General features: G+C 62.9%; 9 protein-coding genes. 7 read left to right on the forward strand and 2 right to left on the reverse strand.

Annotation, left to right across the window (positions count from 1 at the left end):
• The first annotated feature begins 151 nt into the window (after nucleotides 1–151).
• The 4 genes from HMPREF2682_RS08510 (at nucleotide 152) to HMPREF2682_RS08525 (ending at nucleotide 4,580) form a co-directional block, all read left to right on the forward strand.
• Nucleotides 152–1,774, forward strand: a complete 1,623-nt coding sequence (locus HMPREF2682_RS08510; RefSeq protein ID WP_070688139.1) for a DNA repair protein — start codon at nucleotides 152–154, stop codon at nucleotides 1,772–1,774.
• Complete coding sequence (locus HMPREF2682_RS08515; RefSeq protein ID WP_070688137.1) at nucleotides 1,774–3,027, forward strand: cell wall biosynthesis glycosyltransferase; 1,254 nt, start codon at nucleotides 1,774–1,776, stop codon at nucleotides 3,025–3,027. Before HMPREF2682_RS08510 ends, HMPREF2682_RS08515 begins: the two co-directional genes overlap by 1 nt.
• A 279-nt stretch (nucleotides 3,028–3,306) precedes the next feature.
• Nucleotides 3,307–3,627, forward strand: coding sequence for a 2Fe-2S iron-sulfur cluster-binding protein (locus HMPREF2682_RS08520; RefSeq protein ID WP_070688135.1), 321 nt, complete (start codon nucleotides 3,307–3,309; stop codon nucleotides 3,625–3,627).
• 2 nt (nucleotides 3,628–3,629) lie between these two features.
• Nucleotides 3,630–4,580, forward strand: a complete 951-nt coding sequence (locus HMPREF2682_RS08525; protein ID WP_070688133.1) for a DUF4232 domain-containing protein — start codon at nucleotides 3,630–3,632, stop codon at nucleotides 4,578–4,580.
• 136 nt (nucleotides 4,581–4,716) lie between these two features.
• Here the strand turns inward: HMPREF2682_RS08525 and HMPREF2682_RS08530 are convergent, their stop codons facing one another.
• On the reverse strand, nucleotides 4,717–5,304 hold the full coding sequence (locus tag HMPREF2682_RS08530; protein WP_070833258.1) for a malonic semialdehyde reductase: 588 nt from the start codon (nucleotides 5,302–5,304) through the stop codon (nucleotides 4,717–4,719).
• Between the two features lie 147 nt (nucleotides 5,305–5,451).
• Between HMPREF2682_RS08530 and HMPREF2682_RS08535 the strand changes: the two genes are divergently transcribed.
• Nucleotides 5,452–11,013 (forward strand): DEAD/DEAH box helicase, encoded by a 5,562-nt coding sequence (locus tag HMPREF2682_RS08535; protein WP_070833261.1) that lies wholly within the window; start codon nucleotides 5,452–5,454, stop codon nucleotides 11,011–11,013.
• Nucleotides 11,014–11,294: 281 nt separating this feature from the next.
• On the opposite strand, the gene HMPREF2682_RS08540 is transcribed toward HMPREF2682_RS08535, so the two are convergent.
• Nucleotides 11,295–11,879, reverse strand: coding sequence for a TetR/AcrR family transcriptional regulator (locus HMPREF2682_RS08540; protein ID WP_049327335.1), 585 nt, complete (start codon nucleotides 11,877–11,879; stop codon nucleotides 11,295–11,297).
• Between the two features lie 570 nt (nucleotides 11,880–12,449).
• Between HMPREF2682_RS08540 and HMPREF2682_RS08545 the strand changes: the two genes are divergently transcribed.
• Complete coding sequence (locus HMPREF2682_RS08545) at nucleotides 12,450–13,556, forward strand: pseudouridine synthase (RefSeq protein WP_049340321.1); 1,107 nt, start codon at nucleotides 12,450–12,452, stop codon at nucleotides 13,554–13,556.
• A gap of 163 nt (nucleotides 13,557–13,719) precedes the next feature.
• Nucleotides 13,720–14,982, forward strand: a complete 1,263-nt coding sequence (locus tag HMPREF2682_RS08550) for a glycoside hydrolase family 76 protein (RefSeq protein WP_070833264.1) — start codon at nucleotides 13,720–13,722, stop codon at nucleotides 14,980–14,982.
• Nucleotides 14,983–14,993 lie beyond the last annotated feature (11 nt).

Raw genomic sequence — 14,993 nt, forward strand, 5'->3', positions numbered from 1 at the left:
AAAAACCGCGCCCCAAAGCACCCCAACCTGTGAATCCACAGATTTATGCTCCCAGATGACGTGCCCCGGGGCACACCCGCCAAAAAACGCATAGGATGGAAAGAGGACCCTCCACACATAGGCTGGAGAGCAGACAACGCGAAGGAGCACTATGGCACAGCTATCCATTCCGCAGTCCCTGATAGGTGCACTCATCGATATAGCCGACCTTGGAACACTCGACTACTTCCCGCCCACCGAACGATGCGCCCACTGGTCCCTCTATGACGCGCAGCGCCAGGAGCTCCTCTGCCCCTGCACACCCGCCGCCAACACCACCGCGGAGAAGCTCTTTGAGGCCGCGGCGAAGATTCTCTACGAGAATTTCCCGCGATATATCGATTCGCCCGAGGAAATCATTCCTTATACTTCCCGCCAGGAACTCGTTGCCGCCCTACGCCGCGGCGATGAGGAAGCCAGCGACACTAAGCCTGCTGAAGAGGAACAGACCGACCTGCAGGCAACCGAAGCGGCCGAAGCCTCCATGGCTGAGACTCCCGTCGCAGAGGCCAACGAGGGTGTAGTGAGTGAGGACGCCGCGGTGAGCGCAACCGCTACTCCCCAGCCGGCAACCCCGAAGCCTGCGGCGCCGAAGCCGGCGCCCTCCCCCGCGCTCTTTGCCGCCCGCGCGGCACAGGCACCCGCCCCGACTCCCAGCCCTGCTCCCAGCGTGCCGGAAGAAGCATCTGTGGAAGCACCCGCAGAGGCAACAGCAGAAAAGACGGCTCCTATACCGACGCCCGCCACGGTTGCTCCCGCAGCGCCCAAGCCCGCAGCACCGAAGCCGGCAGCGCCTACTCCCGGTACGCCCTCCCCCGGCATGTTCCGCAAGTCCACGCTGACCTACCGCCCGCCGCGCATCGAAGAGTACCTGGAGGGTCTGCGTGCCCGCCAACAGGCTGCCGAAGCCGCAGAAGCTACCCATACGGCAGTAGCTAGCGAGCAGGCACCTGTTGAAGAGTTGCCCGTACTCAGCCAGTCCCTACCGAGTGCGCCCGCCGCTCCGGAGACGAATACCCCGAAGCCGAGCGCGCCGAAGCCCGCAGCCCCGGTCCCCGCTGCTCCGGCGGCCCTCAGCGAGCCCGCGGCTCAGCCGGTAGCCGCCGAACCGACCGCGCCTCGCGGCGTCAGCGAAGAGGACCGCGAACGCAGCTACCGCCTGCGCCCGAGCCTGCGCGCCCGCCTCGAACGCGAAAACATCAGCGAAGAGCTCGTGCGCACCATCCTGCGTGAAGGCGCGGCAGAACGACTCAACGACTGGACGATTCGCTTCACCCACGACGATTACCGGGTGGACGTCAACACCGCCTCCGCCGAAGTCATTACGGTCATTGACGAATACGACGCCGAATACAACGAAGCGGCGCAGGCATCCCTGGCACAGGGCGAATACAACTCGCTCAACGCCCTGGAACTCGAATTCAGCGAGCGCGCCCGCACCTTCTTGAAGAAGAACCCGCCGTTCGTTTTCGATCTGATGCTTCAGACGCTGAACAGCCCCGAGAGCGTGCGTATGGCTGAAGGCTGGACCCGCATCTACGCGGCGCAGGGTCTGGAAATTGCAATCTCGCCGGATGAGCGGACCGTTCTGGCTCTGGCGAAGACCCCGGATTTCCATCACCTGCACGCGGAAGCCCTGCGTAAGGCTCAGCTCGAAGAGCTCAGCAACACCCTGGCGAAGCAAGCAGAAGATAAGGCAACCCAGGCAGAAAACACCACCGAGGAGGAGAAATAATGTCCGCGAAGCAGATTACCGTTCCTCTTGAGGTGTACGTTCGCCTGCAGGAGCTTGCCTCCCTCGCAACCTATAGCTACCGGGAGAACCAGGGTTCTGAAGAGAGCGCGGCAAACGATAAGCCGTGGGACTTGCTCGCTAAGGACGGCGCTTCCCTGCTCGATGAGAACGGCGCGCTCAAGCCCGAAGCTGCTGAGCTCTACTTCACCCTCCTGCCGCTCATCGCTCAGGAGTTTGTGGAGCAGCAGCAGACGCTGGTGGATGCTTACCGTCAGGCGCCCAAGCCCGCCGCCGCACGCGCCAAGATTCGCCCCTCCAACCAGCGCCTTATCCCGCTGACCGAGGTGCCGCTGGAGAACCAGCGTATTGCCGCGCGCATCGAGAAGGAATTCTACGGCGATGTGCCGCCGCGCCGCCGCATCTACGGTGTGCTCCCCGGCGTGATGGACTACATGATGCGCCACGGCCTCACCTACGAGCTGCTGCTGGACATCATCGAGTCCCCCGCAAGCACGGTGGTTCAGGAAAGCGCGCAGGAGAACCGCTACGGTCGCGAAGTTACCCTCTATACGCATGAGGAGGAAGGCTACCAGGTGGTGCTCAACCCCCTGACCGCCGAGGTGCTCGCGTTACGCCCGCTGCAGGCTCTCGCGGGAGGCTACCAGCTCTCCCCCGACGCCCAGGCACAGCTGAAGGCGCTCGGCCTGACCGGCGAGTATATTGCCCGCATTCTCGATGAGGCTGAGGACCGCCGCCCGATTCCCGGCAGTAGCCGCACCGTATACTCGCTCAACGGCTACCAGGTGGAGTTCTCGCACTCCGACCAGCAGGTGATTCGTATTAGCCGCGGCACCGCGCCCAGCCGTAACCCCTTCGAATCGCAGCCGAGGATGAGCGGTACGAAAAGGCAGCGAGGTCGCAAAATCCCGCACGATGTGGACGCGTTCGTGCAGTTGCTGCAGGAGCACGGCTTCACCATCACCATGGGCGGTAAGCACTACGATATTCGCCACGAGAAGCTGGCTCCGGGTCAGAAGGCGGTCACCTCCGTGACCCCCTCAGATTCGCAGCGCTGGCACCTGAACTCGGCACGCCAGATCCGCAATACCTTCGGTATCGACCTGCGCTACGCCGATCCGCGCGATAGTGTACGCGGTATTGTGCGCGGCCCCGGAGGAAGCGTCCAGAACGCCGATAACCACAGCGCAGAAAAGCAGGACACCGAGAAGACTGCGGAGAAGGAATCAAAGTAGGTCTTCGTCACCGTTAAAGCGCCCCTGCGTGCCGGTTCTTTATACTGCCCCCAGCATGTCTTTGCATCTGGGGGCAGTATTCGTTGGCGCTGATATCCCGCATTGTCAGGGCAATACGCGGTAGACTGGGGGCAATACATACATGCTACTCAGCATAAAAATTAATATGCGTTCCCGTGATATGCGTGACGGTAGGGTTGGGTATGCACCACAAAGTACGGTGAATAACAGCCCCTACCTCTACAATAGAAACGCATCACTACAGAAGAAGGAGAACGCATGGGCGTAACGATTAAGGTCACTGACGAAGCAGGCGAAAACTACGACATTCAGTGGGAAGACCACCACACCCTCCTGGAAGCCCTCCAGGCTAACGGTGTGCCGGTCCTCGCAACCTGCGGCGGTAACGCATCCTGCGCTACCTGCCACGGCTTCATCGACCCCGAGCACTTCGAAGCTTCCGGTGAACGCACCGAAGCTGAGCAGGACCTGCTCGACATGGTCGACGATGTCGCCAACGAGTACTCCCGCCTGTGCTGCCAGGTCGAGTACGCCCCCGGTATGGACGGAGCAGAAATCCAAATGCAGGCGGCGATGTAATCATGTTTAAATCGGCTCAGGTACTCGCATCAACCACCCTCCTCTGTTGCGTGCTCGCGCTCAGTGGATGCGGCGCGTCCCAGGCCGGTCAGGAAGCTGAAGGCACCTCGGCGCAGCCGAGTGCTTCGGCTTCGGTCAAGCCCGGCACGATTCGAGTAGCTTCTGACGGGGCTACCCCTTCGGTGAGCCCGGGTTCCATTACCGTGGTGAACTCCCCCGACGCGGAGCACCACGAGTCTTCCTCTGAGCACTCCGAGTCTTCTTCCCACACCGAGACTCACGAGTCGAAGCAGAACTCTGACTCTCACTCTTCTGAGTCCTCCCACGAGGGTTCCGAGCAGAACAAGTCGGACGACTCTGATTCTCAGCAGGATTCCCAGAAGGGCTCAGACTCGTCTTCGCAGTCGGGCTCTCGCTCTTCGGGTAACTCTTCGAACTCCTCCGGTTCCTCGAACTCGTCGAGTTCTTCCAACTCCTCGAATTCCTCGAGCTCTTCGGAGAAGTCCTCTAACTCCTCCAACAACAACGCTGAGGGACCGACCCAGTGCGATCTGGACGACCTGAACGTTTCGGTTGCCATTGGAGAAGGCTCCCCCGGCGCCCGAAACTACACCCTGTACTTCCAGAACTCCTCGAACTCCCCCTGCACCCTGCGCGGTTACCCGCGTGTGGTGCATGCTGGTCCTTCGGGAACCTGGGTCGGCCGTGAGGCATCCGCCTCTGCTGAGTACATGAACTCTGCGGGCGTGACCCTCAACCCCGGCGACAGCACCACCGCGGTGTTGCGTTCGGTGTACCCGGCACGCTTCGGTGACGCATGCGGTAGCCGACCGGTTCAGGGCTTCCTGGTGGGTCTTCCCTCCGGTTCCGGTGGCGTGATTGTTCCGCTGGATACGACCGCGTGTTCCTCGTCTGTTCCGCAGCTGTCGGTGGGTCAGTTTGGTGCCCGCTAACGCGGCGTTTCAGGGTTAAGAAACCGGCGCGTATAACGCACATATAGTTCAAGGGCGGTTCCCCGTGGTGGGGAACCGCCCTTGAGCTGTCTATAAGCCTAGAGTTTAGCTTTAGCTATACCGTAGCCGCACACTCTTAGAGGGAGCGGGCAACCTCCTCGTGGCTGAAGCGTGCACCGCGCGGGTATGCGGGCGCCTCGCCGTGACCGAGGTTGACGACCAGGAAGGGGATTTCTACGTTGTCCGCGAAGAATTCCTTCTTGATGCCGGCGAAGTCTGCGCCGGTCATGGGGCCGGCATCCAGGCCGAGGGCGCGGATTGCGGTGATGAAGTAGCCTGCCTGCAGGTGAGCGCTCAGCTCAGCGGCGGGAGTAGCAAGCTCCTCGGAGGTGTAGAAGCCCTTGATGAAGCCGGCAGCGTTGGGGTTGAAGGTGTCAGCGTGCTCTACCCAGTTCGCGTCTGCGGAGAGGATTGCGGTGACCGGTGCCGCCTGGGTCTTAGCCTTGTTGCCGTCAGCCAGGTGTGCGACAAGGCGTTCGCGTGCCTCGGGGCTCTTGACCCAGGTGATGCGCAGGGGCTGGCTGTTGAAGGCGGTGGGGCCGTAGAAGGTCAGCTCCTGGATGCGGCGCAGCTGCTCGTCGGTGACGGGCTCCTCGGTGAAGGAGGAGACGGTGCGCGGCTCGTGGAAGAGGTTAATGAGCTGTTCGTCGTTCAGGCGGGTCATGGTGGTGCTCCTTTGTGTTGTTCTCTCAGTCGATTACTTTACAAGTAAAACATTACGGGCTTGTTGGGAACCTGTCAAGCACATCTTCCTCCCCCAGCCCCCAACAATTCAAGAGGCGCACACCATAAACCCCGCCATAATAGATACATGACCGACGCACTCTCCCACTTCTCCGCACCCGTACGCGACTGGTTCCGCGCCACCTTCAGCGCACCCACCGCCGCCCAAGAAGACGCCTGGGAGAGCATCCGCAACGGCAACAACACCCTCATCATCGCCCCCACCGGCTCCGGTAAAACCCTCGCAGCCTTCCTCTGGGCACTCGACGCCCTACACCGCGAACACGAAACCGGCACCGCGGGCGGCACGCGCATCCTCTATATCTCACCCCTCAAAGCACTCGGCGCCGACGTCGAACGCAACCTGCGCGCACCACTCGCCGGAATCACCCGCCTGAGTGGAAACGACGCTGGCGAGCCGAGCATCACCGTCGGCGTGCGCAGCGGCGACACCCCCGCCCGCGAACGCCGCCAGCTCATCAGCAACCCACCCGACATTCTCATCACCACCCCCGAATCCCTCTACCTCATGCTCACCAGCGCCGCCCGCAACACCCTCGCCGGCGTGACCACCGTGATCGTGGATGAGATTCACAACCTCGCCGCCACCAAACGCGGCGCACACCTGGCGGTCTCCCTCGAACGCCTCGACGCGCTCCTTACGAAGCCCGCACAGCGCATTGGGCTCTCCGCAACCGTCGAAAACCCGGAGGCGGTCGCCCGGTTCCTCGGCGGCATTCAGCCAGTGACCATCATGAGCCGCCCGGTCGCCAAAGAATGGGACCTGCGCCTGAGCGTGCCCATACCCGATATGGCGGCACTCGGAGGCGCCAACGACTACGGGCAGGGGCTCTACGCACCCTTGGAGGCGCGAGATAGCGGGGATTCAGCTTCTAGCGGCTCGCCGCAGGGTACAGCGCATCCTGCCTCCAGTGTCGTAAACGACCCGGCGAGCGTGCCCTACACACTCGAAGATGCCATTGGCGTGTTCCCTGGTCAAATAGCACGGCAGGAAGCTGGGCAGGAAACCGAACACGCAAACCCGGCGCAGGAGGGTGATAACGCCGCGCCCAAAAATACGCTCACCATCCCGGAAGAATCACTCCGCGAAACTCCCGATAGCGAGCGCCCCGAGACTTCTATTTGGCCACGCGTGCAGGAGCGCATCGTCGATTATATTGAGAATAACCGTTCTACAATTGTTTTCGTTAACTCGCGCGGACTAGCGGAAAAGCTCACCGCAGCACTCAACGCTATTCACCTGCGCCGCGTCCTCGCGAAGCAGGGCATCAGCCCCGAAGACTACGCGGCAGGCATCTCTGACATCGCCGAGGTGCCGCCGCTCGCCCGCGCGCACCATGGCTCCGTGTCCAAGGAACAGCGCACCCTCATCGAGGAGGCGCTCAAGGGCGGAACCCTGCGCTGCGTGGTCGCCACCAGCTCCCTGGAGCTGGGCATCGATATGGGTCACGTGGACCTCGTAATCCAGGTGGCGGCGCCTCCATCGGTTGCCTCCGCACTGCAGCGCGTGGGCCGCGCCGGACACCGCGTGGGCGAAATTTCGCGCGGATTCTTCTACCCCAAGCACCGCGGCGACCTGCTCGGCGCAACCGTCACCCTCGCCGGAATGCGCAGCGGAACCCTCGAGCCACTTGCCATCCCCACCAACCCCCTGGACGTACTCGCGCAGCAGACCGTCGCCGCCTGCGCGTTGGGCCCCATCAGCGTGGACTCCTGGTACGAGGCGCTACGCCGCAGCGCACCCTACGCCGAACTGCCGCGCGCCCTCTTCGACTCCGTACTCGAAATGCTCGCCGGACGCTACCCCTCCGATGAATTCGCTGAATTGCGCCCGCGCATCATCTGGGATCGCACCCCTACCGAGGAAGCCCCCTCCGGCAGTATTGAGGGCCGCCCGGGTGCGCAACGCCTCGCCGTCACCAGCGGCGGCACGATTCCCGACCGCGGGCTCTTCCCCGTCTACCTGGTCAGCGGCGATGAGGAGCGCGGCCCCAAGCGTGTGGGTGAGCTCGACGAGGAAATGGTGTACGAATCCCGTGCCGGCGAGGTCATCACCCTCGGCGCGAGCAGTTGGCGCATTGAAGAAATTACGCACGACGCGGTGCGGGTCTCCCCCGCACCCGGTCAGCCCGCGCGCCTGCCTTTCTGGCACGGCGACCGCATGGGCCGCCCCTACGCCCTGGGCGTGCAGACGGGTGCGTTCACGCGCGCCCTCTCCAGCCTGGACGCCACCGATAGCGCCGCCGCCCGCCTGCAGCTCGAACAGCTCGGATTGGACACCTGGGCGGTCGATAACCTGCTCGCCTACCTGCGTGAGCAGCGCGAATCCACCGGGGCGGTCCCCTCCGACACCCGCATGATTGTGGAGCGGCACCGCGACGAACTGGGCGATTGGCGCGTGGTCCTGCACTCGCCGCTCGGCTACGGGGTGCACGCGCCCTGGGCGCTGGCAGTGCGCGCCCGCATTGAGGAGCGGTATGGGGTGGACGCTTCCGTCATGGCGAGTGATGACGGCTTGATTCTGCGTCTGCCCGCTATGGAGGATGTGCCGCCCGGCGCTGATCTGTTCCTTTTCGACCCGGACGAGCTGGAGGCGATTGTCACCGAACGCGTAGGCGATTCGGCGCTTTTTGCGTCTCGGTTCCGTGAGAATGCGGCGCGTGCCCTGCTGTTGCCGCGCCGTGATCCGGGTAAGCGCACCCCGCTGTGGCAGCAGCGTCAGCGTGCGGCGCAGCTGTTGGATGTGGCGCGTAAGTACCCTGATTTTCCGGTGCTTTTGGAGACGGCGCGCGAGTGTCTGCGGGATGTGTACGATGTTCCGGCGCTGGTTCAGGTGCACCGTTCGTTGCAGTCTCGGGCGGTGTCCATGCTGGAGGTTGAGACGAACGACCCTTCGCCTTTTGCGCGCACTCTGCTCTTTGAGTACGTTGCCGAGCACCTCTACGACGGCGATGCGCCCGCCGCCGAACGCCGCGCCGCCGCGCTGTCGCTGGACCCGGCACTGCTGGCTGAGTTGCTGGGTTCGAGTGGTCTGCGTGACCTGTTGGATCCGGCGGTTCTGGTGCAGACTCAGCAGCGTCTGCAGCGCACGGGTGAGCGTTACCGCGCCTGCGGTGTAGAGGGCGTGGCGGATCTGTTGCGCCAGTTGGGTCCGTTGAGCGCGCGGGAGTTGAGTCTGCGTTTGCGTGCCGACAGCCCACGGGCTGAATCTGCGACACACGGTTCTCAGGATTTCGGCGAGTCCGAAGACTCTGAAAACTACGGCGAGGAGCATGGCGAGGAGTACGGCGCGCACGCCAGCACGGATCAGGCGCGCGCCCTGGCGGAAGAGCTGGTGCGCTCGCGCCGCGCGTTCTCGTTCATGGGAGCTGCCGACATGGGAGCTACCGACGATTCCGCCGAGCCGCAGCTGTACTATGCGGTGGTTGAGGATGCTGCGCGTCTGCGCGATGGGCTGGGCATTATGCCCGCCGCGGCGCTTCCTGTAGCCCTTCTGGAGCCGGTCGCGGAGCCTTTGGAGGATCTGGTTTCTCGCTATGCGCGCACCCATATTCCCTTCACTGCGCAGCAGGCGGCGGAGCATTTTTCGCGCCTGACCCCGGTGGGTGTGGGCGTGCTGACTCCGGTGTTGCAGCGTCTTCAGCAGCAGCGCCGCCTAAGCTCCGGCGAGTTCCTGCCCGAGGTGCTGCGCACTCCCGGGTCTGCCGGTGTCGAGTGGGTGGATGCGCAGGTTTTGCGCACGATTCGTGCCCGCTCTCTGGCGGCGTTGCGTGAGGAAATTGAGCCGGTATCGGCGCAGGTCTATGGTGTATTCCTACCCTCATGGCAGAACGTTCGTTCTTTATCCGTGCGGGTTGCACAGACCCTGCCGGAGGCGAGCGCCTACGGTGCGTTCATGCCCTCCCGCCGCGCCACCACTGTGGTGGGCGAGAGGGTGGCACCCCTCAGCACAGCGGCACCCAACCCGTTAGCTGAGCACGGCGCAGAACATGCGGGACAAGATTCCGCCTCCGCCACGGAGGATCTGCTCACCGCCATCGACCAGCTGGCGGGTGTGCGCGTACCAGCTTCCGCGCTGGAGACGCTGATTCTTCCGGCGCGCGTGCCCGGCTACCAGCCGCACATGCTGGACGAGCTTATGGCCAGCGGCAGGGTGTTCTTCACCGGAGCCGGGCAGCTCGGCGGCGGTAGCGCGCAGAAGTCTGACGGCTGGATTCGCCTGCATTTGAGCGAGAGTTCCTCGCTGACTCTGGGTGAGGACTACCCGGAGCAGCTGTTGCGCGCGGAGAACCCGGAACTTTGGGAGGCGCTGCAGACTCCGGGCACACTCGAGCACGCAATCTATGAGGCGCTGGCGCACGGCGGCCTGTTCGTACCGGCGCTACGTGAGCGAGTGGCGCAGCTGATGAGTGCGGCGGCGCCCGCCGGTCAGGTGGTGACCTTCCCGGATGCGGCGGAGGTTTCGGCGGCGCTGTGGCGTCTGGTGTGGGCTGGTGCGGTGACGAACGATAGTTTCGCGCCGGTTCGCGCAATGCTTGCGGGTGTCCGCAGTGCGCATCCGACGCCGGCGGCTCCCGCGCGCCTGTCGCGGGTGGGTCGCCGCGGTGCGGGGCGTATTGCGGCGGCGCGCGCCTCCATGGGTAACGGCATGGCGGGCGGCTACGGTGCTGACAGCTATAGTTCCGGCGGATATTCGGCACCGACTAGCGGATACGGCGCTACCACCGGGCGCGGCCTGCGTTCCCTACGCGGTGGTTCTCTACGCGGAGGCATCCACGCAACTACTCCCGCCGTTGCCCCGCAGGATAGCGGTCGCTTCTCGCGCGTGGACACGCTCCTGCAGGAGCCTGTGGAGGCGACGGTTGCGGCGCTCGCACGCGCAGACCTGCTGCTGGACCGCTACGGTGTGCTGACTCGCGGATGCCTGCAGGTGGAAGATTCTGCCGGCGGGTTCTCGCAGCTGTACCGGATTTATTCGGCGGCTGAGGATCGTGCGCTGGTGCGTCGCGGCTACTTTATTGAGGGTTTGGGCGCGGCGCAGTTCGCTGCCCCGGCGACGGTGGACCTGCTACGTTCTACCGCTGATAGCCTCAGTGTTCCCGCAGGTCCACAGGGTTTTGGTGCAACACAGGGTTTTGGTGCGAGCGCCTACACCCCGCAGCGTACCGATACCGAGCAGGTGTACGGCACATTCACGGTGACCCTGTTGGCGGCGACCGACCCGGCGAACCCGTACGGTGCGGCGCTGAGCTGGCCCGCGATTCCCTCCTTTGCACACGAGGGGACTGTGAAGCACCGTCCGGCACGCAAGGCGGGCGCCTGCGTGGTGCTGGTGGATGGCGCCCCGGTGCTGTATGTGGAGCGTGGCGCGAAGACCCTGCTGGCGTTCACAACCGACCCGATACTTCTGGAGGCGGCGGCCCCCGCCCTGGCGCGCCTGGTCTCTGCCGGTGGTGCGGAGAAGATTTCGGTGGAGAAGGTCAACGATGTGGAGCTTTTGGGCACCCATACTTTGAGCGCCTCCGGTAGCGAAATTGTGGAGCATCCGGTGGAGGCTCTGCGTGCGGCACTGCAGGCGCAGGGGTTCTACGCGACGGTTCGCGGACTGTCGCTGCGCCGTTCCATTTAGCCCTCTCCAGAAAGAGCTTCAAGCTCAACCTCAGATTAAATCAATTCCTTTAACCTCAACCTGAGCATCATAATGCCCCGCACCCTCATGGAAGGGGGTACGGGGCATTATGTTTCCCTACTCACGAACCGGGTGGTGTTCCCGGAGTCCACCACGTCGCAAGCGGCGCGGTGGAGGAATAACCGCCCGGATGTCCACGGCACCTTCGCCCTGGAGCACATAACCAAACATCGGAGCGGGAAGTCCTACGCTGACCTGTTACCTCTTAGGGTGACAGGTGGCTAGTAGCCGCCGGTGAGGGTGTCAACGGCACCCAGGCACAGGTCGATAGCTTCTTCGAGCCCGAGCCCGCGGGAGCGAACGGTGCGCTGATCGCGGGGGTTGAGCTGCACGACGTGCAGGGCGAAGTAGTCGACGAGTTGCAACCAACCTCCGAGGATGACGCGGGTGCGGTCATTAATCGGCATGCCGGTGCGTTCAAGCATCCATTCGAGGTAGTCGGTGGGGTTGTTCGGGAAGTCCTCCCCACCGGGGGTGGGGACACCGGCTACAACGAGGAAGTAGGTGCGCAGTGCATTGCGCAGGGCCTCCTCGGGGTTTTCGTGGTGCTCGCCGAGAGCCTCAAGGACTGCATTGGCTTCGCGTCGGGTGACGGCTGCCGCCAGGGAGTCCTTGCCGGGGAAGTAGTGGTAGAGCAGGGCGCGGGTGATGCCTGCGTCGCGGGCGATAGCGCTCATGGAGGCACCGAGCACGCCGCGGCGAGCGAAATGTTCTGCAGCGATTTTCAGAATTTGCTCTTCGCGTTCGTGCGGCTCCATACGCAGGGCACCGGTGCGAGGCTCCGCATTCTTTTGTGAATGTTCCATAACCTCTCCTATCGCATTTTCCGGTGCTTTGGAATTGTCCGATTGCACCGCTGTATTTGGGGGTGTTCCTTTAACCTCTGCATCCTTGCGCTGTTTCTGTCCCATTTCGACCCCTTCGTTCGAAATATCGAACTTCTGTGTCTTAATCGTACCGCTTTAAGGCGGTTTCCAGCCTTTATTACGGCCTTTATGACGTAGGATGCCCAGGTTAGCAGGTCTTTATTTGCTTTACATCTTTTATAATTAGAAAAACTACAGGGTCTAAATTGAGGGTTATTAGTTTCTGATTTGACAGCATTTTCGAAAATATCGCACTTAAACGCTGTTTTTTGTAAAATTAATGCAGTTTTTTTAAATTAAATATCCAATAATTTCAAAAATTTGTGAAGTTTTCGTTTTCTCAACCACACGTTCACACAAACATTCATGAGTGTCAGACAAAACTGTCTTCCGCAACCCCACACCCAAGCCCACGGTAATATTTCCACCCGCACGTAGCTCAGCCCAACTCACTCAGTACGCCTCCAGCTTGCCTCCGAACCTACCCCGCCCAGGCGGTAGAGTAGAGCCATGCCCGCACAGAACACCGCCCACACGCAGCCCGGCACCGCCTATCAGTCGAAACCGGCACGCCGCATGCATCGCCGTCTGCTGACCCCTCCGCTAGCTCAGAAGAACGGCATTGACCCGATTCAGCTGATCCTGCCACTGCCCAAGGAGCTCCCGGCTGAACTCACCCCGAATGGCACGGCTCCGGCAACCATTGCGGACTATCTGATTGCGCGCTTCTACCCGAACGACCCGCAGATTATTTACGCCCGCTTTAATACCGGTGAGGTGCGCCTGGACGACGGCACGATCCTGACCGGCGATAGCCCCTATATGCCGGGTGAGCGCATCTGGTATTTCCGCGAGCTTGTGGATGAGCCACAGCTACCCTCCGACATGCCGGTGCTCTACGAGGATGAGCACGTGCTGGCGATTGATAAGCCGCATTTTCTGCCGACCACCCCGCGCGGTTCCTATATTGCGCAGACCGCGCTGACCAAGCTGCGGGTGCGCGAGCAGAACCCGCTACTGATTCCGATTCACCGCCTGGATCGCCCAACCGCGGGCGTGCTGCTTTTTGCTAAGACGGTTGAGGCGCGCCGCCCCTTCCAGATGATGTTTCAGCACCGTCAGGTGTCGAAGACCTACCGCGCCGTGGCACCGGTACCCGCCGATACCGCCGCCGCCGAGCAGGCGTTGAGTGCGCAGGGTCTGCAGGTGCGTTCGCATATTCAGAAGATTCGCGATCGGCTGCAGGTTCAGCAGCTTTCTGAGGAGCAGTGCGCGGCGCAGGGTGTGGAGCCGAATACGCTGACGACCGCGAAGATTCTGCGGACTTTCACTCCGAGCGCGCAGGCGGTTGCTGGTTGGCGTGCGGAACCGAATAGAGAATGGGCGCTCTATGATTTGGCGCCTCACACCGGCAAGACGCACCAGCTTCGGGCGCACCTGAATATGCTCAGCTCCCCCATTCTGGGCGATGTGCTCTACCCGAAGGTGCTCCCTGACGCGCCTGACCGCCCCGAGTACCCACTGCAACTACTGGCGTACAGTCTGCATTTTGAGCACCCCATCACCGGCGAACCGGTGGATCTATACAGCGGGCGTTCGCTGGCTGCCGCCTCCTAACCGGTTTTTGAGTGGCGTTCACCCCGTTCCCTGCGGTGCATCTTCTCGGCGGGCTCTCGAAAAGGAATCACACCCGAGAGCCCGCCCACAGCATCCGGGCGCTCAGAGGGCAAAAAGTGGGATAATTTCAGACGTAATACTTCACCGCAACTACAGAGGGTCCATGAATTCCCAGCCGTCTTCCCACAACGCGCAGTCTCTGGAGTCGATTAGCGAGTACGCCGAGCGCACCTCCTCGCACGCCGCTACCGCAGCCGACAGCGTCACCGACACCTTCGTGCACCGCATCCTCGGTGTTCCCGGCGCCCTCATCGGTTCGGTACAGGTTCCCGACCCGCGCCCGCTGAGCCAGCGCCTGAGCATTTGGCACTACTGGTGGCAGGCGCACCTGCTGGACTGTGTGATTGATGCCGGTCAGCGTCACCTGCGCGAAGGCGATATTACTGCCGCCCAGGAGGAGCTGCACCGTGCCCGCGCGCTGTTGCGCGGCATTAACGTGCGCAACTATGGCCGCTTCGCGAACGACTACTTTGACGATATGGCGTGGCTGACCCTCGCGGTGGGCCGCATGAACTCCTTCTGCATTGAGCTGACCGGCGCGAACGATGTTGCCGCTCAGGATGCTGGTGCGGCTCTCTTTGAGCAGCTGGCGAAGGGTTTCTCCCCGGTGGGTGGCATGAGTTGGCGCAAGTCCAAGCGTGATTTCGTGAATGCTGCGGCGACCGCGCCGACCACCCTGGCGTATGTGCGTGCGGGCGACCCGAAGACTGCCGCCGCGCTGATGGACTGGATGAATGAAACCCTCTGGGATGCAGAACGTTCGCTCTATATTGACGGTGTGAACGTGCGCGGCGACGAGTACGACTACGAACGCGGCGAATACACCTACAACCAGGGAACCGCCCTCGGCGCGTTGCTGAGCCTCGCCGCCTCCGGCGTGCCCTGCGAGGTGGACCCCGCAGAACGCGCCGAACGCCTCATCGTCGGCATCGTCAAGCATATGACCGAAGAGGTGGAGTTCCTCTCCGGTGCTCGCCGCCGCATCCTCATCTCTCACGGTGACGGCGACGGCGGCCTGTTCACCGGCATTCTCGTGCGCTACCTGGGCATGGCGGCGTCCTCGCCGTTGCTCAGTGATGAGGCGCGAGCGCTCGCCTCGACCCTGGTGTACTCGACCGCACGCGCCCTGTGGGAGGGCCGCCGCGAGTTCGACCCCAACCTGCCGATGAACGAGTACGGCATTGACCCGAATGAGATTCGCGGTAAGGCGCTCGTGCAGTTCTCCCCGCGGTTCACCGAGCCGATGAGCAAGGTTGTGAAGCCCGGCGCGCCGGTGGAGCTGTCCGCTCAGGTGCAGGCGTGGACTATTTTTGAGACGGCGGCGCGTCTGGCGCATGCCCGTGACCTCGCCTCCCACGGCTTCTAAAGCACGGCTTT

The organism is Rothia sp. HMSC061D12 (assembly GCF_001836735.1).
Classification (GTDB): Bacteria; Actinomycetota; Actinomycetes; order Actinomycetales; family Micrococcaceae; genus Rothia.

Coding starts and splice junctions, on each gene's coding strand:
- HMPREF2682_RS08510 (WP_070688139.1), top strand. CDS start 152: ATGGCACAGCTATCCATTCCGCAGTCCCTGATAGGTGCACTCATCGAT.
- HMPREF2682_RS08515 (WP_070688137.1), top strand. CDS start 1,774: ATGTCCGCGAAGCAGATTACCGTTCCTCTTGAGGTGTACGTTCGCCTG.
- HMPREF2682_RS08520 (WP_070688135.1), top strand. CDS start 3,307: ATGGGCGTAACGATTAAGGTCACTGACGAAGCAGGCGAAAACTACGAC.
- HMPREF2682_RS08525 (WP_070688133.1), top strand. CDS start 3,630: ATGTTTAAATCGGCTCAGGTACTCGCATCAACCACCCTCCTCTGTTGC.
- HMPREF2682_RS08530 (WP_070833258.1), bottom strand. CDS start 5,304: ATGACCCGCCTGAACGACGAACAGCTCATTAACCTCTTCCACGAGCCG.
- HMPREF2682_RS08535 (WP_070833261.1), top strand. CDS start 5,452: ATGACCGACGCACTCTCCCACTTCTCCGCACCCGTACGCGACTGGTTC.
- HMPREF2682_RS08540 (WP_049327335.1), bottom strand. CDS start 11,879: ATGGAACATTCACAAAAGAATGCGGAGCCTCGCACCGGTGCCCTGCGT.
- HMPREF2682_RS08545 (WP_049340321.1), top strand. CDS start 12,450: ATGCCCGCACAGAACACCGCCCACACGCAGCCCGGCACCGCCTATCAG.
- HMPREF2682_RS08550 (WP_070833264.1), top strand. CDS start 13,720: ATGAATTCCCAGCCGTCTTCCCACAACGCGCAGTCTCTGGAGTCGATT.